This window comes from Pseudomonas sp. B21-023 (assembly GCF_024749165.1).
Classification (GTDB): domain Bacteria; phylum Pseudomonadota; class Gammaproteobacteria; order Pseudomonadales; family Pseudomonadaceae; genus Aquipseudomonas.
In genome coordinates this window covers 73,059-89,362 of sequence record NZ_CP087190.1, presented here as the reverse complement: position 1 = coordinate 89,362, position 16,304 = coordinate 73,059, and the positions used below count along the sequence as shown (strand labels likewise).

Genomic DNA, 16,304 nt, shown 5'->3' with positions numbered 1-16,304 from the left:
AGGGTGCGCCAACCTCAAGGCTCATCATCGATCCTCCGCCCAGCCACGCGCCGTCCGCGGGTAATCAACTCGGCAAACTGGCGGGCATTCAGGGGATGGGCGAACAGCCACCCTTGCCCGTAGTTGACCCCCTCGCTGTTGAGCAGCACCGCCTGGTCCTCGCACTCGATGCCTTCGGCGATCACCCGCAGGTGCAGGTCGTGGGCCATGCGGATGATATGCGGCGCCACGCCGCTGCTGGCGGCGTCATGGCCCAAGGCATCAATGAACGACTTGTCGATCTTCAGGCAGTCCACCGGCAGAGTCTGCAGGTAGGCGAGGCTGCAATAGCCAGTACCGAAGTCATCGATCAGCACCTGGTGCCCGACAGCGCGCAGGGCCTGCAGGTTGTCCCGCGCCACCACCACATCGATCAGGCCACGCTCGGTCACCTCGAAGGCGATCTGGCTGGGGGCTACACGATGGTGCGCCAGCAACCGCGCCGCCACCCGGCCTATACGCGGCGCCATGACGTCGCAGGCCGCCAGGTTGACCGAGATATAGAGCTGGCGGTTGGCCCGCAGCAGCTGCCCCAGCTGTTCGAGCACCCGTTGCAGGACGAAGTCGGTGATCTGTCGAATCTGGCCGGTGTTCTCTGCCAGGGGGATGAACAGCTCGGGGCTGGTCAGGCTGCCGTCCGGGCGGCGCCAGCGCACCAGGGCCTCGGCACCGACACAGCGGCGGCTGTCCAGTTCGAAGATCGGCTGGTACAGCACCTGCAGCTCGCCGCGGCGCAGCGCATGCTGCAGCTCCGAGCTCATCGAGCGGCGTTGCAGGATCAGTTGCAGCACCAGCCAGCCGATACAGCCGGCCAACACCAGGCTGCCGGGGAACAGCAACCAGAGCAGGCCATTGAGCTTCAGTGGCAGGCTCGCCCGCGGTGCGATCAGCACCAACTGGTAGTCCGGTGATTTGGTGGACATGCGATAGACCAGGCGGTCGGGCAGCTCGATCAAGGACTTGCCCTGCGCAGGTGGCCATTCGGTGGTCGGCGGCCAGGGTTGCGTCGGGCCCAGCACGGGGATGGCCCGGGTACCCCGATCCAGCACTACCAGCAGGCTGCCACCGGGCGGCAGGTCGACGACGTCGGTGAGGTGGCCACGGGAGGTGGAGACGACGAAGCGGCCACGGCCCAGCATCAGGGCCGCGAGATTCTCGTTGGGTTCAGTGGTGGTATTGAGCCAGTAGCTGTAGGTCGGCCCTTGGATATCCGGGCTGCGCAAGGGCTCGATGATCCGCTCGTCGCCGCGGTTGGAGCAGGCCCGCGTACCCTCCACATAGGACGCTTCATAGATGAACCGCGACTTCAGCGCCACCTGTTGCAGTTGCGTCAGCATCAGCGCATCACAGCCGCGCAGGGGCTGCGCCTGAAGCTGGTCCACAGCCTCGCGCAATTGGCCGAACACCTGCTCCAGGCGCTCGAGGAAACGCTCGCCCTGGGCATTCATCTGCGCGCTTTCACTTTGTTTCATCTGTTGCAAGGCAACGTTGACGCTGATCGCCAGCAACAGCCCGGCACTGGCCAACGCCGCGAGCGCGGCTAAAAGCCAGGGGCGGTGGAAAAATTGACGCACCGTAGCGAAGAGGGCAAGCATGCGTGGCATCCAGTTGAATACCAAAGGTATAGCAACGGAATCAAAGCTTGGCGCAGCCGCTGGGCATGTGAATTGGCCCGCTTGCGCGCCAAGCGTCCGAAAAGTTCGGGTCAGCGCTTGCGGTTAAGCACCTGCAACATCGCGGCGGTCTGTGCATCCGGCGTGCCATCGAACAGCCGCGGGCGGAAACGCATTTGGAAGGCCGCGATCACATGCCGGGTGGCCACGTCCAGTTCACCGGTCTGGTCGATGGCATAGCCAAAGCGCGACAGTTGCTGCTGGTACCAGCTGATGCTTGGCGGGTTGACCTCGAAAAAGGCCTGTTGCCGCGCCACCGCAGCGCTATCCGGCCAGACACCCAGGCCGGCCTCGGCCAGACGCTTCCAGGGGAACAGCGGACCCGGATCGAGCTTGCGCAGCGGGGCGATGTCGCTATGGCCGATGATATGGCGCGGGTCGATATTGTTGCGCTTGACGATATCCTTGAGCAGGGCGATCAGCGCTTGCACCTGGGCTTCGCTGTAAGGGTGCCAGACACGCCCGGTCGGCGTGTCCGTGTAGCCCTCGTTGACGATCTCGATGCCGATGGAGCTGGAATTGAGCCAGGTGCGCCCCTGCCACTGGCTATCCCCTGCGTGCCAGGCGCGGCGGTTCTCGTCTACCAGTTGGTAGACAGTGGCCGGGCCGTCGCCGATAAGGTAATGGCTGCTGACCTCGCCGTGGGTCAGCAGGGCGAGGGAGCGCTCCAGCGACGCGTTGGTGTAGTGCACGACGACGAACTGGATGCGGCTGTCCTGATTGGCCGAGGGGTGGCTGCGGTCGATACGCAGGCCACTGGAACAGCCTGCCAGGACCAGCAGGAGCAAGGCAGTGATGAGTGTTTTCATTGCAGGGAGCACGCCATGATGAGCCGACAACAGCGCTACAGTATAACGTGCTCCAAGCCTTGCGCCTCAGCGAACGCACATCAACTGAAACGCCATCGAGTTATCGCCGGAAGGTCCCTTGAGGTCCACCAACTGCGTAGCGACCCTCACCATCTCCACTGAAGGCTTGCCGATCACTTTGCCCTGCCCGTGTATAAGCCGCTCATAAGTCCCGACATCTATGGGCGACATGCTGCAGAACGCCGGATCGCTTTGGGTGATTTTTGAGTCAAGAAGCAGGGTGTATTCAGTCATGTAGTCCTTCTGCACGACCCGTTTGACCTCAGTGATCCATGTGGGCGACTGATTCAAAATCGTGCCTTTGTGACTGATGTGTGCGGTAAACAGTACCTGCTCGGCAAACGCCAGGTTGTGAAACGCCAGCGTCATCAAGGACGCCATCAACAAACGAGAGATTTTCATGATCAGTACTTCGCAAGACGGAAATGAATAGGAGGTTTCTGGCTGAAGTTCCAGCCTTCCGTCACGCAGTTTCATTCAGGGCAACGCCCCACAAGCGGTAGTTACTTATGCCTGCTCGACGCGATTACGCCCCTTGTCCTTCGCCCGGTACAAGGCTTCGTCCGCGCGCTTGAGCACTTGGTCGCCGCGCTCGCCGGCGCGGAAGGCACTCAGGCCGATGGACGTAGTGATCACCACTCGTTCGCCCTTGAAGTGGAATGGGCAGGCTTCGATCGCCGCACGCAGTGCCTCGACCACCTGCGCTGCGGCGGGCGGCGAGGTTTGCGGCAACAGCAGGACGAATTCCTCACCACCGAAGCGGGCGATGAAGTCACCGCCACGCAGGCGTTTGCGCAGCTGGTCGGCGACGATCTTGAGCACTTTGTCGCCCGCCAGGTGGCCGTAGCCGTCGTTGATGCGCTTGAAATGATCGAGGTCAAGGATGGCCATCGCCAGATGGCCGCCGTTTTCTTGCCAGTCGAGTACTTCCTGTTCGACTCGCTCCGACCAGGCCGCACGATTGGGCAGGCCGGTCAGCGGATCGATCATCGCTTTCTGCCGCTGCTCTTCAAGGTGCTCGCGGTAACCCAGTGCCTCCTGCTCCATGCTCGCCACACGTTCGGCCAATCCGTGCAGGCGACCAGCCAGCTCATGCTCACGACGGTCACGCTCGTGCTGGTGAGCATCCATGGTCACCAACAGGCCTTCGAGGCGGTTCTCCAGGATATGCTTGAGGCTGTCGACATCAGCAGCCCCCTGCACACTACTCTGCAAGCCATCGACCTGCTCGCGCAGCTGGCTGTCGAGCTCTCGGGCGGCGGAGCTGTTGTCGGCATGGCCGGCGCTGGCTTCGTGCAGGTGGCTCTGGAAGGTTTCCAGGCGCTCGTTGAGCTGCTGCAGGTAAGCCTCGAACTCATGCTGGCCGCTGTCGGTGATCGCCAGCATGAGCACGGCCAGGTCATCCAGTACCGGGATCAGCTCGTACCAGTTCAGCCCCCGCGAAACCCGTTCGCGCATCTCCAGGGCCTGGGCCTTGTGGCGCTCGGGCAGGCTCAGGTCGTCGAGCAGGCCGATCAGCGTCTGCTCGATATGGGCGGCAACCTGGCTGTAGGGCGGCTCGACCGCATCGGGCAGGGCATAGGGGCCATCATCGACGGTGACCAGCTCCGCCACTGTGTCCGGTTCATCCGTTGCGGCTTGCTCCGACTCGATGACAGTCAAAGGCTCGGGTACAGGTTCGGCAACCGCGGCCACCGATGGCTCGGCTTCGGGATGCGGATCGGCAACGACCAACGGCGTGGTTTCAACCAGCGCCGGGCCGGGTAATTCGATTTCCGCTTCAGGCAGCTCGACGGGCACCGTTTCATCCACTGCCTGTGCCGCTTCGGGCAAGGCCTGAGGCACAGGGGCCAGGGCGTGCAGCTCGTCGGCATCCCTGGGCTGTGGCTCAGGTACGATGACCGGGGCTGCAGCGGCTGGCTGGAGTGCGGGCGACGTCGCCTCGATGGCAACAGGTGCGGTCGCCAATTCCCCTTGGGGCTCGTCACGGCCACCAAACAGGCGCTGAAGGAACCCGGGGCGAGCTTCATCATCGGGCTTTTGCACAGCATCCAGGGCGCGCCCCTGCAAACCACTGAGCTCGCCCAGCAAGGGCGGTAGCTCGCGGGACTGGCTGACGCCACCGTCGAGCTTCTTCGCCAGCTTTTTCAACGGACGTGCCACATCGCCCGGCAGGGGCAAGGTCTGCAACTGGGTAACCAGCGCGGTCAGCGCCTCGCTAACCTGGTTCATGCGAGTTTCGCGGCGCTGCTCGGAGTCGAGCACGGCTTTTTCCAGGCGCGGAATCAGCCCGGCGAGGCCGGCGTCCATATTGTCGCTGCGGATGACCTCGCGCATTTCCTTCATGCACTGGTCCACGATCTTGTCGCTACCTTCCGCCGCCAGGGTGCTGCGCACCAGGCCACGACGCAGCAGGTCGAGGCGGGCTTCCCAGCGCCGCTCGAGCTTTTCCTGCTGTTCGATGCTCTTGAGGTATTTTTCTTTCCAGCGCTCGGCTTCTTCGGTCATGCCTGGATCCGCAACGGGTAGTGGCATCTAGTCCTGCAATCACTGGATTTCGGCGGAAAAGCCCAACACTTGAGTGCAGGATTCGCCCAGGCAGGACTAACTCAGGACCGGCAGCGTATCCACAGTCAGGGCATCAGGCAATCGGATCTCGACGGCGACGGGAAGGTGATCGGAAATTGGCTGTGCCAATACCTCGACACGCTCCAGTGTCAGGCTCGGGCTGAGCAGGATGTGGTCAAGGCAGCGCTGGGGACGCCAGCTGGGAAAAGTGGCCTCGACCTGAGGAGCGACAAGCCCGAGATCCCGCAAGGGCGAATGGTCAAGCAGGTCGTTGGCGTGGGTGTTCATGTCACCCATGAGGATCTGGTGGCGATAGCCACCGATCAGCTCGCGGATATAGGCCAGCTGGCGGGCGCGCGTCTTGGAGCCGAGCGCCAGGTGCATCATCACCACGATCAGGGCGTCGGCACCTTCGCCGAAACGCACGAGGATCGCCCCTCGCCCAGAGGGGCCGGGCAGGGGATGGTCTTCCAGGTGCTGGGGTTTGAGGCGGCTGAGCACACCGTTGCTGTGCTGGGCAAAACGCCCCAGGTTGCGATTGAGCTGCTGGTACCAGTAGGGGAAGGCCCCCAGCTGGGCCAGGTGCTCCACCTGGTTGACGAAGCCGGTGCGTAGGCTGCCACCATCGGCTTCCTGCAAGGCCACCAGGTCGAAGTCGTTGAGCAGGTCGCCGATCTTCTGCAGGTTGCCGGCTCGCCCGTTGTGCGGCAGCAAGTGCTGCCAACTGCGGGTCACGTAGTGGCGATAGCGCTCGGTACTGATACCGACCTGGATATTGAAACTGAGCAGCCGCAGGCGACCATCGGCCGGCAGGCCGCTGGCCTGCAGGTGATGTTCGTTGACCTGCGGCTGGTGCAGGCCGACGCTTCGGGTTGAGCGAAAGCGGCCCATGGCATTCGCCGCTTACTTAGCGGCGCGCTCCTTGGCGATCAGCTGGTCGGCGACGTTCAGCACGCCTTCCGGACCACCGGCGGTACCCAGGTCGAAGCGGTACTTGCCGTTGACCACCAGGCTCGGTACGCCGGTGATTTCATACTTCTTGGCCAGCTCTTTGGCCTGATTGACCTGGCCCTTGATGGCGAAGGAGTTGAAGGTGGCGAGGAACTTGTCCTTGTCCACGCCCTGGGTGGCCAGGAAGTCGGCCATCTCCTCAGGTTTGGTCAGGCGCATGCGCTTGTTCTGGATGGCGTCGAACACCGCGTTGTGGACATTGTGCTCAACACCCATGGCTTCGAGGGTGAGGAACATCTGGCCGTGGGCATCCCAGGGGCCACCGAACATGGCCGGCACACGCTTGAAATTGACGTCCTTTGGCAGCTTGTCGACCCAAGGGTTGATGGTCGGTTCGAAGTGGTAGCAGTGCGGACAGCCATACCAGAACAGCTCGACGACCTCGATCTTGCCTGGCACCGACACCGGCACGGGGTTGCTCAGCTCGATATATTCCTTGCCGGCCACAGGCTCCGCAGCCTGGACGGCGGCCATACCGAATACGCTGGCGGCGACCAGCGCAGCGCTGAGAATCAGTTTACGCATGCTTTACTCCTGAGCAGTCTTTGGTCGCCTCGACGCGACCTGGGTAGGACAGGTCGGGAAGGGCTCGAGTTCTGTAGTGTAACGGCTACGGACAGAAAAAAGGGCAGCGCGGGCTGCCCTTTTCATCTTTAGCGCTGAAGCATTAACCGAGTGTTAACGCGTATTTCAGTGCAGGCCCTGAATGTAGCTGGACAGCGCTTCGATGTCCTTGTTGCTGAGCTTGCCGGCGATGGTGCGCATGGTCATGGCGTCGCCGTCATTGGTGCGGTTGCCTTCGCGGAAGTCGGTCAGCTGCTTGCTGACGTACTGCGCGTGCTGGCCACTGAGATGCGGGAACTTCGCCAGGGCGATGCCTGCGCCGTTGGGGGAATGGCAACCAGTGCAGGCCGGCATGCCTTTCTCCAGGTTGCCGCCGTTGAACAAGGCACGACCACGCTCGACGAGCTTCGGATCGGCGGCACCCACGCTGCCTTTCTGGCTAGCGAAATAAGCGGCGATGTCGGCCAGGTCCTGTTCGTTGAAATTGGCCAGCATGCCGGTCATCTCAAGCACGGTACGCTTGCCGTCCTTGATGTCGTGCAACTGCTTGTTCAGGTAGGGCTCACCTTGGCCGGCGAGCTTCGGGAAATTCGGTGCCAGGCTGTTGCCGTCCGGGTTGTGACAGGCCCCACAGACAGCTGTCTTGGCCTGGCCGGCGGCGGCATCGCCTTTGATGGGTCCCGCAGCAGTTGCCGCACCTGCGACCCCCATGGTCAACAGCAGACTCACGACTAGTTTGTTCATCAGCTAATCCAACACGGCTAAGGGTGAAATGTTATGTATCGGGACTGCCGCTCATCCAAAGGATGACCAAACGGTAGTCCTCGGCACTGCAGTCCATGCACAATCCACGCGGCGGCATAGCCTTGAAACCCTGTGTAACATGCACCACCAGTTGCGCCATGCCTTGCGCCAGCCTTGGCTCCCAGGCCGCCCGGTCACCGCTTCTGGGTGCCTGGGGCAGTTGTCCGGCGTGACAGGCCGCGCACGTGCGGTTGTACAACGCCTCGGGATCCTGTGTAGCCTGTGCGCTGAAAAACGGCAGGAACATACCGACAGCAAGCAGCCATTTCGCCATGCGAAACGACCTGACAGGGTTGGGGGCCGCGCTGCGTTCTGTTGCGCGAGCTATTGTTCGACACCCCATGCTCAATTGCCTTCGCTGGGCGAATGAGCACACAAAAACTGGGGCATTATATACTTCCGCCAGCCAAACGGAAACGACACCGCTTGCCAGGCCTGGTCCTACGCCTCCAGCGCTGGGCAACACCCACATCGGAAATCCCATGCAAGTCAAGAACCCCATCCTCGGCCTCTGCCAGAAAGCCAAATTCGCCCTCAGCGCCGCCAAGGTCGAACAATGCCCCGAAGACCAGGGTTACGAGGTGGCTTTCGCCGGCCGTTCCAACGCCGGTAAATCCAGCGCCCTCAACACCCTGACCCACGCCAGCCTGGCGCGTACCTCGAAGACCCCCGGCCGCACCCAGCTGCTGAATTTCTTCAGTCTGGACGATGAACGGCGTTTGGTCGACCTGCCGGGCTACGGTTATGCAAAAGTGCCGATTCCGCTCAAGCAGCACTGGCAGAAACACCTGGAAGCCTACCTGGGCAGCCGCGAGTGCCTGCGCGGGATCATCCTGATGATGGATACCCGCCATCCGATGACCGACTTCGACAAGATGATGCTCGACTGGGCCAAGGCCAGCGGCATGCCGATGCACATCCTGCTGACCAAGGCCGACAAGCTGACCCACGGCGCGGGCAAGAACACCTTGCTCAAGGTGCAGTCGGAGATTCGCAAGGGCTGGGGCGACACCGCGACCATCCAGCTGTTTTCGGCGCCCAAGCGCCTGGGCCTGGAAGAGGCCTATCGCGTGCTGGCGGACTGGATGGAGCTGGAAGACAAGCCGGCTGTCTGAGCTCGAGTGAGGCTTTCGTGGGAGCGGGCTTGCCCCGCGATGGCCCTGTCGCGGGGCAAGCCCGCTCCCACGAGCCCAGGCAGACATGACGCCGAATTCCGGGCAAAAAAAACCCCGGACTTCGTATGGGGAGGGGGAAGTTCGGGGTCCAAGTCCGGACCGCTAGGGCGGGGTCCAGATATCTGCCAACACTTAACACAACATAGGAGCATCGAAAGGCTTCACCAGCCATTCAGTACCTCTGAGTGGCGGTTCACCGGTTTAGTTCCGAGCCCCTGGAAACTATTTGCGATAGTTTCATGAAACTCTCGATCTAAGGCCCCAGGCCTGCGCCGGATCCGCGACACTACGCCGCAGATCCTACACAGCTTTCACGCTGCGTTTAGTGAGCTTCGTCCCAATTCGAGCCAACACCCGCTTCCACCAGCAACGGCACGTCCAACTGCGCCGCGCCGCTCATGTGGACCCTAATCTCGGCTTTCACCTGGTCGACCTGGTCTTCGCGCACCTCAAGCACCAGTTCGTCGTGCACCTGCAGGATCACCCGCGCATCCAGCCCGCTCTCGGTCAGCCAGTTGTCCACCGCCACCATCGCGCGCTTGATGATGTCTGCCGCGGTGCCCTGCATCGGCGCGTTGATCGCGGTGCGCTCGGCACCTTTGCGCAAGGACGGGTTCTTGGCGTTGATGTCCGGCAGGTACAGGCGACGCCCGAACAGGGTTTCGACGAAGCCCTTTTCAGCGGCCTGGGCGCGGGTGCGCTCCATATAGGCCAGCACGCCTGGGTAACGGGCGAAATAGCGGTCGATGTAGTCCTGGGACTGCTTGCGATCGACGCCGATCTGCTTGGCCAGGCCGAATGCGCTCATGCCATAGATCAGGCCAAAGTTAATCGCCTTGGCGCTACGGCGCTGGTCGGTGGTGACGTTCTCGAGGGCGACACCGAACACTTCCGCGGCGGTGGCGCGGTGCACGTCAAGGTCGTTGCGGAAGGCGTGCAGCAGCCCTTCGTCCTTGGCCAGATGGGCCATGATACGCAGCTCGATCTGCGAATAGTCCGCCGCCAGCAGTTTGTAGCCGGGGCTGGCGACGAAAGCCTGGCGAATGCGCCGGCCCTCGGCGGTGCGGATCGGGATGTTCTGCAGGTTCGGGTCGCTGGACGACAAGCGACCGGTGGCAGCCACAGCCTGCTGATACGAGGTATGGATGCGTCCGGTACGCGGGTTGATCTGCCCCGGCAACTTGTCGGTGTAGGTGCTCTTGAGCTTGCTCAGGCTGCGGTACTGCATCAGCACCTTGGGCAGCGGGTAGCCCTGCTCGGCCAGGTCATCCAGAACCGCCTCGGCGGTGGACGGCTGGCCCTTGGCGGTCTTGCTCAGCACCGGCATGCCCAGCTTGTCGTAGAGAATCGCACCGAGCTGCTTGGGCGAGCCCAGGTTGAATTCCTCGCCGGCCAGCGCATACGCCTCACGCTCCAGCTCGACCAGCTTCGCTCCCAGCTCACCGCTCTGCACGCCGAGCAGCCCGGCATCGACCAGCGCGCCCTGGCGCTCGATCTTCGCCAGCACCGGCACCAGCGGCATCTCGATATCCATCAGCACCGGCAGCACGCTGGGCGTCTGGGCCAGCCGTGCCTGCAGCGCATGGTGCAGGCGCAGGGTGATATCGGCGTCCTCGGCGGCGTAGGGGCCGGCCTTGTCCAGCGGGATCTGGTTGAAGGTCAGCTGCTTGGCGCCCTTGCCGGCGATATCCTCGAAGGCGATGGTGGTGTGGTCCAGGTACTTCTGCGCCAAGCTGTCCATGTCGTGACGGGTGGCGGTGGAGTCGAGCACGTAGGACTCGAGCATGGTGTCGTAGGCCACGCCGCGCATGTGGATGGCCGGGGTGCCGTTGGCCAGGATGTTGATGTCGTACTTGGCGTTCTGGCCGATCTTGCCCTTGGCCGGGTCCTCCAGCAGTGGCTTGAGCGCCAGCAGCACGCGCTCGCGGTCCAGCTGGGCTGGAGCGCCTTCGTAGTCGTGGGTCAGGGGCACATAGGCGGCTTCATGGGGCTCGACGGCGAACGACAGGCCGACAATCTGCGCCTGCTGGGCGTCCAGGCCGGTGGTTTCCGTATCGAAGGCGAACAGCGGCGCCTGGCGCAGCTTTTCCAGCCAGACGTCGAAGCGAGCCTGGTCGAGGATGGTTTCGTACTTCGGCTCAATCTTCTCGGCAACAGCCTCGACGACAGCCGCGCCATTACCGGCTTGGGGCGCGCTGCGCTGGACTTCGGCAACCCAGCTCTTGAACTCCATCTCGGTATAGAGCGCCATCAGTGCTTCACGGTCGGGTTCGCCACAGACCAGGGCGTCCACCTCGACATCCAGCTCGACATCGCACTTGATGGTGGCCAACTCGTAGGAGAGGAAGGCCGCGTCGCGGTGCTCCTCGAGCTTGGCGGCGAGGGTCTTGGCGCCTCGAATGGCCAGGCCCGGCACCTTGTCCAGGTTCTGGTACACATCGCTCAGGCCGCCACCGATACCGGTCAGCAGGCCCACCGCGGTCTTTTCGCCAACGCCCGGCACGCCGGGAATGTTGTCGACCTTGTCGCCCATCAGGGCGAGAAAATCGATGATGTGTTCGGGCCCTACGCCGAACTTCTCGTGCACGCCAGCGACATCGAGCACGCTACCGGTCATGGTATTGACGAGGGTGACGTGGCCGTCCACCAACTGGGCCATGTCCTTGTCACCGGTCGAGATGATCACCGGGCGGCCGGCGGCGGCGCTGCTGCGCGCCAGGGTGCCGATCACGTCGTCGGCCTCCACGCCTTCGACGCACAACAGCGGGTAGCCCAGTGCACGAACGCTGGCGTGCAGCGGTTCGACCTGCACCCGCAGGTCATCGGGCATGCTCGGGCGGTTGGCCTTGTACTCGGCGAACATGGCGTCGCGGAAGGTCCCGCCCTTGGCATCGAAGACCACTGCGAACAGGCTGTCCGGGTACTGCTTGCGCAGGCTCTTGAGCATGTTCAGCACGCCCTTGACCGCGCCGGTGGGCATGCCTTTGGAGGTGGTCAGCGGCGGCAGCGCGTGGAAGGCGCGGTAGAGGTAGGACGAACCGTCCACCAGGACGAGGGGCGCTTGGCTCATGAGGAGAATCAACCTTTTCGACGGGTCCGGCGCTAGAATAGCCGGATCAATGACGACAAAAGGACTAGGTTATCATGCGCACACTCAATCGCCTGTTACTGCTCGGTCTGCTGGCCACCATGCCAGTCGTCACCCAGGCGGCGGACGAAGCCCCATCGGCCGATCCCGATGTAACCATTCGCACGGAAGGCGATAAAACCATCCAGGAGTATCGGCAAAACGGTTTCCTGTATGCGATCAAGGTCACGCCGAAGAACGGCAAGCCTTATTTCCTGGTACGCGCCGATGGCTCCGAAGGCAATTTCATTCGTTCCGACCAGCCGGACATGCTGATTCCGTCCTGGAAGATCTTCGAGTGGTAAGCTAGTAACGCGTATCGTTCTTATCAACCAGGCACTTCCGGGCGGAAGTGCCCGCATGGGCAATTCTTCAACATGTCAGTCTTCACCCCTGTGTCCCGGCCTGAGCTGGAAACCTTTCTGGCGCCATACGAGCTGGGCCGCCTGCTCGACTTCCAGGGCATCGCCGCCGGTACCGAGAACAGCAATTTCTTCGTCAGCCTGGAAAAAGGGGAGTTCGTCCTCACACTGATCGAGCGTGGGCCGGCTGAAGACATGCCGTTCTTCATCGAACTGCTCGACGTGCTGCACGATGCCGACATGCCCGTGCCCTACGCCCTGCGCGACCGCGAAGGGCATGGCCTGCGCGAACTGTGCGGCAAGCCTGCGCTGCTGCAGCCGCGACTGTCGGGCAAGCACGTCAAGCTGCCGAACAACCAGCATTGCGCCCAGGTCGGCGAGCTGCTGGCGCACATTCACCTGGCCACCCGCGAGCGCATCATCGAGCGCCGCACCGACCGTGGCCTGGACTGGATGCTGGAATCGGGCGCCGAGCTGCTGCCGAGCCTGAACCGGGAGCAAGCCGGGCTGTTGCAACCGGCGCTGGCGGAAATCACCGCGCACAAGGCGCAGATCCTCGCTCTGCCCAAGGCCAACCTGCACGCCGACCTGTTCCGTGACAACGTGATGTTCGAAGGCACTCACCTGACCGGGCTGATCGACTTCTACAATGCTTGCTCCGGGCCGATGCTGTACGACATCGCCATCACCGTGAACGACTGGTGCCTGGACGAGCAGAGTGGTATCGACCTGCCACGCGCCCAGGCATTGCTGGGCGCCTACGCGGCACTGCGGCCGTTCACCGCCGCTGAAGCGGAGCTGTGGCCGGTGATGCTGCGGGTGGCGTGCGTGCGCTTCTGGCTGTCGCGCCTGATCGCGGCGCAGGCGTTCGCCGGGATGGACGTGATGATCCATGACCCTAGCGAGTTCGAGGTGCGCCTGGCGCAACGCCAGCAGGTTGCGCTGAAGCTGCCGTTCGCGCTCTGATAGGCAATAGCGGCATTTGTGGGAGCGGGCCTGCCCCGCGATAGCGCTGGGCCTGCCAACGCTATCGCGGGGCAAGCCCACTCCCACCTGGTCCGCCTACAGCCTCAGAGCTGTTCCAGGCAGCCGACCAGGTCGCCGCCGAGCTTCTCCAGCAAGCGCTCATAGCCCTTGCCATCCACCTTGTCGGTGCCACCCAGCGCATCCAGTTCGGCCAACCGCACCGGCAATCCGGCCGTCAGCGTCTCGGCCAGGCGCGGCCTCAGCGGCGGCTCGCTGAACACGCAGGTCTTGCCCACCGCCTGCAAGCGCTTGCGCATGGCGGCGACGTGCTGCGCGCCCGGCTGCACCTCAGACGCCACGCTGAACACGCCAGTGTGCTTCAGGCCATAGGCGGCCTCGAAGTAGTCGAACGCCTCGTGAAACACGAAGTAAGGCTTGCCGGCGATCCCCGCCACACGCAGCTTGATGCGCGCATCCAGGGCATCCAGGCGCTCGACGAACTGCTTGAGGTTGGCCTGGTAGCGCGGGGCATTGGCCGGGTCGGCCGCTGCCAGGTCCCCAGCCATCTTCGTCGCGATCACCCGGGCATTCAGCGACGACAGCCACAGGTGTGCATCGAGGCTGCCCGGACGGTGGTCGTGGTCATGATCGTCGTGGTCTTCCTCGTCATGGGAGTGGCTGTCCTCGCCGAAATGACGCAACTGCATGCCCGACAGCGACTGCACGGCCACGGTCGGCTTGGCGCGGCTCTTCAGCACGCGGGGCAGGAAACCTTCCATGTCCGGGCCGATCCAATACAGCAGGTCGGCATCGGCGACCTTGCGCACGTCGGAGGGGCGCAGTGCGTAGTTGTGCGGGGAGGCGCCCGGCGGCAGCAGCACATCGGGGCTGCCGACACCGTCCTGAACGGCGGCGGCGATCTGTTGCAGGGGCTTGATGCTGGTCAGCACGCGCACGTCGGCGTGCGCCGAAAAAGCGATGAAAGCGACAAAGAGGGCAAGGATTCGGGACACGGTGGATACTCGGGTCGTCAGAAACAGGTAACATAATAACGTCTCCATCCTGAACCGTCGCTGCCCATGTCCATCACGCCGCTGGCCCACCGTCCCCACGATCACTCCCATTGCGTCCACAGTGCGCTGGCCGAGGCCGACGCGCTGTGCAACCGTCAGGGCCTGCGCCTGACCGCCCTGCGCCGCCGCGTGCTGGAGCTGGTGTGGCAGAGCCACAAGCCGCTGGGCGCCTACGATATCCTCGCCGTGCTCAGCGAGCAGGACGGCCGCCGCGCCGCGCCACCGACCGTCTATCGTGCCCTGGACTTCCTTCTGGAAAATGGCCTGGTGCACCGCATCGCCTCGCTCAATGCCTTTATTGGCTGCAGCCACCCCGAGCACGCGCACCAGGGGCAGTTCCTGATCTGCCGCGAATGTCATGTCGCCATCGAGCTGGAGCAGAACAGCATCAGCGACGCCATCGTCAGCAGCGCCAATGCCGTGGGCTTTGCGGTCGAGACGCAAACCGTCGAAGTGGTCGGCCTGTGCGGCAACTGCCGGGGCAAGGCATGAGCGATGCCCTGATCCGCCTCGAGCAAGTCGGTGTCAGCTTCGCTGGCGAAGCGGTGCTCGACAGCATCGACCTGGCGGTGGCACCGGGCCAGATCGTTACCCTGATCGGTCCCAACGGCGCCGGCAAGACCACCCTGGTGCGCGCCGTGCTGGGGCTGCTCAAGCCGCATCGCGGCAAAGTGTGGCGCAAGCCCAGGCTGCGCATCGGCTACATGCCGCAAAAGATCCAGGTGGACGCCACATTGCCCTTGTCGGTGCTGCGCTTCCTGCGCCTGGTGCCCGGTGTAGACCGTGCGGCAGCCTTGGCGGCGTTGCAGGAAGTCGGCGCCGAGCAGGTGATCGACAACCCGATCCAGACCATCTCCGGTGGCGAGATGCAGCGTGTGCTGTTGGCCCGCGCGCTGCTGCGCGAGCCCGAGCTGCTGGTACTCGACGAACCGGTGCAGGGTGTCGACGTAGTTGGCCAGACCGAGCTGTACAACCTGATCACTCGCCTGCGCGACCGCCACGGCTGCGGCGTACTGATGGTTTCCCATGACCTGCACCTGGTCATGAGCGCCACCGACCAGGTGGTCTGCCTCAACCGCCACGTGTGCTGCTCGGGCCACCCGGAGCAGGTCAGCAACGACCCGGCCTTCGTCGAGCTGTTCGGCCAGAACGCCCCGAGCCTGGCCATCTATCACCACCATCACGATCACAGCCACGACCTGCACGGTTCGGTGATCGCCCCCGGCGCCCATGTTCACGGAGAGCACTGCAAGCATGGCTGATTTTCTTCTCTACGCCCTGCTTGCCGGTATATCCCTGGCGTTGGTCGCCGGGCCCCTGGGCTCGTTCGTGGTGTGGCGGCGCATGGCCTATTTCGGCGACACCCTGTCCCATGCCGCGCTGCTCGGCGTGGCCCTGGGCTTCGCCTTGGACGTCAGCCCGGCACTGGCGGTGACCGTCGGCTGCCTGCTGCTGGCGATCCTGCTGGTGACCCTGCAGCAGCGCCAGCCGCTGGCCTCGGACACCCTGCTCGGTATCCTCGCCCCCAGCACGCTGTCGCTGGGGCTGGTGGTGCTGAGCTTCATGCACGATGTGCGCATCGACCTGATGGCCTACCTGTTCGGTGACCTGCTGGCAATCAGCCCTACCGACCTTGCCTGGATCCTCGGCGGCAGCGCCTTGGTACTGGTGCTGCTGGCGATGTTCTGGCGACCACTGCTGGCGGTGACCGTGCACGAGGAACTGGCGACGGTCGAAGGCCTGCCAGTGGCCGGCCTGCGCCTGGCGCTGATGCTGCTGATAGCCGTGGTGATCGCGGTGGCGATGAAGATCGTCGGCGTGCTGCTGATCACCTCGCTGCTGATCATCCCGGCCGCTGCGGCACAGCGTCACGCCCGCTCACCGGAGCAGATGGCCGTGGGCGCCAGCCTGCTTGGCGTTTCTGCGGTCTGCGGGGGCCTGGCGCTGTCCTGGTTCAAGGACACCCCGGCCGGGCCTTCGATCGTGGTCTGTGCGGCAGTGCTATTCTTGCTGAGCCTGGCGTTGCCGAAACGCTGAATTTTCAGGGTGCGCGCAGGCGCATCCTGCAACCTT

The 16,304-nt window shown here is 63.7% G+C and carries 16 protein-coding genes; 6 read left to right on the top strand and 10 right to left on the bottom strand.

Going from position 1 to position 16,304, the window contains the following annotated elements; genetic code table 11:
• Window positions 1-14 precede the first annotated feature (14 nt).
• From LOY42_RS00435 to LOY42_RS00400, 8 genes are all read right to left on the bottom strand, one after another.
• The gene (locus LOY42_RS00435; protein WP_371918075.1) at window positions 15-1,643 is read right to left on the bottom strand and encodes an EAL domain-containing protein; all 1,629 of its coding nucleotides are present in this window, start codon (window positions 1,641-1,643) and stop codon (window positions 15-17) included.
• Window positions 1,644-1,744: 101 nt separating this feature from the next.
• Window positions 1,745-2,521, bottom strand: a complete 777-nt coding sequence (locus LOY42_RS00430; RefSeq protein WP_198755725.1) for an N-acetylmuramoyl-L-alanine amidase — start codon at window positions 2,519-2,521, stop codon at window positions 1,745-1,747.
• A 66-nt stretch (window positions 2,522-2,587) separates the two neighbouring features.
• Complete coding sequence (locus LOY42_RS00425; RefSeq protein ID WP_258599664.1) at window positions 2,588-3,058, bottom strand: hypothetical protein; 471 nt, start codon at window positions 3,056-3,058, stop codon at window positions 2,588-2,590.
• 30 nt (window positions 3,059-3,088) lie between these two features.
• Complete coding sequence (locus LOY42_RS00420) at window positions 3,089-5,089, bottom strand: GGDEF domain-containing protein (protein WP_139674601.1); 2,001 nt, start codon at window positions 5,087-5,089, stop codon at window positions 3,089-3,091.
• Between the two features lie 96 nt (window positions 5,090-5,185).
• Window positions 5,186-6,040: an endonuclease/exonuclease/phosphatase family protein gene (locus LOY42_RS00415; protein ID WP_102683018.1), complete on the bottom strand. Its 855-nt coding sequence runs from the start codon at window positions 6,038-6,040 to the stop codon at window positions 5,186-5,188.
• Between the two features lie 12 nt (window positions 6,041-6,052).
• A complete protein-coding gene (dsbA, locus tag LOY42_RS00410) occupies window positions 6,053-6,685 on the bottom strand; it encodes a thiol:disulfide interchange protein DsbA (protein ID WP_102683017.1) in 633 nt (210 codons plus the stop codon).
• A gap of 165 nt (window positions 6,686-6,850) precedes the next feature.
• Window positions 6,851-7,468, bottom strand: coding sequence for a cytochrome c (locus LOY42_RS00405; protein ID WP_102683016.1), 618 nt, complete (start codon window positions 7,466-7,468; stop codon window positions 6,851-6,853).
• 31 nt (window positions 7,469-7,499) lie between these two features.
• Window positions 7,500-7,802 carry a cytochrome c5 family protein gene (locus LOY42_RS00400; RefSeq protein WP_031314666.1) on the bottom strand — a complete coding sequence of 101 codons (303 nt, stop codon included), beginning with the start codon at window positions 7,800-7,802 and terminating at the stop codon, window positions 7,500-7,502.
• 208 nt (window positions 7,803-8,010) lie between these two features.
• Here LOY42_RS00400 and yihA point away from each other — a divergent pair, with 208 nt between their 5' ends.
• On the top strand, window positions 8,011-8,643 hold the full coding sequence (gene yihA / locus LOY42_RS00395; RefSeq protein ID WP_023629403.1) for a ribosome biogenesis GTP-binding protein YihA/YsxC: 633 nt from the start codon (window positions 8,011-8,013) through the stop codon (window positions 8,641-8,643).
• 382 nt (window positions 8,644-9,025) lie between these two features.
• On the opposite strand, the gene polA is transcribed toward yihA, so the two are convergent.
• Complete coding sequence (gene polA, locus LOY42_RS00390; RefSeq protein ID WP_139674604.1) at window positions 9,026-11,773, bottom strand: DNA polymerase I; 2,748 nt, start codon at window positions 11,771-11,773, stop codon at window positions 9,026-9,028.
• A gap of 74 nt (window positions 11,774-11,847) precedes the next feature.
• Between polA and LOY42_RS00385 the strand changes: the two genes are divergently transcribed.
• Entirely contained in the window at window positions 11,848-12,135 is a 288-nt protein-coding gene (locus tag LOY42_RS00385) for a DUF2782 domain-containing protein (RefSeq protein WP_046853618.1), read from the top strand.
• 72 nt (window positions 12,136-12,207) lie between these two features.
• Window positions 12,208-13,158 (top strand): homoserine kinase, encoded by a 951-nt coding sequence (locus LOY42_RS00380; protein WP_102683014.1) that lies wholly within the window; start codon window positions 12,208-12,210, stop codon window positions 13,156-13,158.
• 104 nt (window positions 13,159-13,262) lie between these two features.
• On the opposite strand, the gene LOY42_RS00375 is transcribed toward LOY42_RS00380, so the two are convergent.
• Window positions 13,263-14,219 carry a zinc ABC transporter substrate-binding protein gene (locus LOY42_RS00375; protein ID WP_139674607.1) on the bottom strand — a complete coding sequence of 319 codons (957 nt, stop codon included), beginning with the start codon at window positions 14,217-14,219 and terminating at the stop codon, window positions 13,263-13,265.
• An 18-nt stretch (window positions 14,220-14,237) separates the two neighbouring features.
• On the opposite strand from LOY42_RS00375, the gene zur reads away from it, so the two are divergent.
• From zur to znuB, 3 genes are read left to right on the top strand one after another with little or no spacing between them, the layout of a single operon-like run.
• Window positions 14,238-14,723, top strand: a complete 486-nt coding sequence (gene zur, locus LOY42_RS00370; RefSeq protein WP_046853615.1) for a zinc uptake transcriptional repressor Zur — start codon at window positions 14,238-14,240, stop codon at window positions 14,721-14,723.
• Window positions 14,720-15,493, top strand: coding sequence for a zinc ABC transporter ATP-binding protein ZnuC (gene znuC / locus LOY42_RS00365; RefSeq protein WP_102683012.1), 774 nt, complete (start codon window positions 14,720-14,722; stop codon window positions 15,491-15,493). The genes zur and znuC overlap by 4 nt, the downstream gene beginning before the upstream one ends.
• On the top strand, window positions 15,486-16,268 hold the full coding sequence (gene znuB, locus LOY42_RS00360) for a zinc ABC transporter permease subunit ZnuB (protein WP_102683011.1): 783 nt from the start codon (window positions 15,486-15,488) through the stop codon (window positions 16,266-16,268). Before znuC ends, znuB begins: the two co-directional genes overlap by 8 nt.
• The last annotated feature ends 36 nt before the right edge of the window (window positions 16,269-16,304 follow it).

Bases quoted from the DNA above. Each gene is read 5' to 3' on its own strand.
- LOY42_RS00435 (WP_371918075.1), bottom strand. From the start codon at position 1,643: ATGCCACGCATGCTTGCCCTCTTCGCTACGGTGCGTCAATTTTTCCAC.
- znuC (WP_102683012.1), top strand. From the start codon at position 14,720: ATGAGCGATGCCCTGATCCGCCTCGAGCAAGTCGGTGTCAGCTTCGCT.
- LOY42_RS00415 (WP_102683018.1), bottom strand. From the start codon at position 6,040: ATGGGCCGCTTTCGCTCAACCCGAAGCGTCGGCCTGCACCAGCCGCAG.
- LOY42_RS00430 (WP_198755725.1), bottom strand. From the start codon at position 2,521: ATGAAAACACTCATCACTGCCTTGCTCCTGCTGGTCCTGGCAGGCTGT.
- LOY42_RS00425 (WP_258599664.1), bottom strand. From the start codon at position 3,058: ATGAAACTGCGTGACGGAAGGCTGGAACTTCAGCCAGAAACCTCCTAT.
- LOY42_RS00380 (WP_102683014.1), top strand. From the start codon at position 12,208: ATGTCAGTCTTCACCCCTGTGTCCCGGCCTGAGCTGGAAACCTTTCTG.
- LOY42_RS00405 (WP_102683016.1), bottom strand. From the start codon at position 7,468: ATGAACAAACTAGTCGTGAGTCTGCTGTTGACCATGGGGGTCGCAGGT.
- LOY42_RS00385 (WP_046853618.1), top strand. From the start codon at position 11,848: ATGCGCACACTCAATCGCCTGTTACTGCTCGGTCTGCTGGCCACCATG.
- zur (WP_046853615.1), top strand. From the start codon at position 14,238: ATGTCCATCACGCCGCTGGCCCACCGTCCCCACGATCACTCCCATTGC.
- polA (WP_139674604.1), bottom strand. From the start codon at position 11,773: ATGAGCCAAGCGCCCCTCGTCCTGGTGGACGGTTCGTCCTACCTCTAC.
- znuB (WP_102683011.1), top strand. From the start codon at position 15,486: ATGGCTGATTTTCTTCTCTACGCCCTGCTTGCCGGTATATCCCTGGCG.
- LOY42_RS00420 (WP_139674601.1), bottom strand. From the start codon at position 5,089: ATGACCGAAGAAGCCGAGCGCTGGAAAGAAAAATACCTCAAGAGCATC.
- dsbA (WP_102683017.1), bottom strand. From the start codon at position 6,685: ATGCGTAAACTGATTCTCAGCGCTGCGCTGGTCGCCGCCAGCGTATTC.
- yihA (WP_023629403.1), top strand. From the start codon at position 8,011: ATGCAAGTCAAGAACCCCATCCTCGGCCTCTGCCAGAAAGCCAAATTC.
- LOY42_RS00375 (WP_139674607.1), bottom strand. From the start codon at position 14,219: ATGGAGACGTTATTATGTTACCTGTTTCTGACGACCCGAGTATCCACC.
- LOY42_RS00400 (WP_031314666.1), bottom strand. From the start codon at position 7,802: ATGGCGAAATGGCTGCTTGCTGTCGGTATGTTCCTGCCGTTTTTCAGC.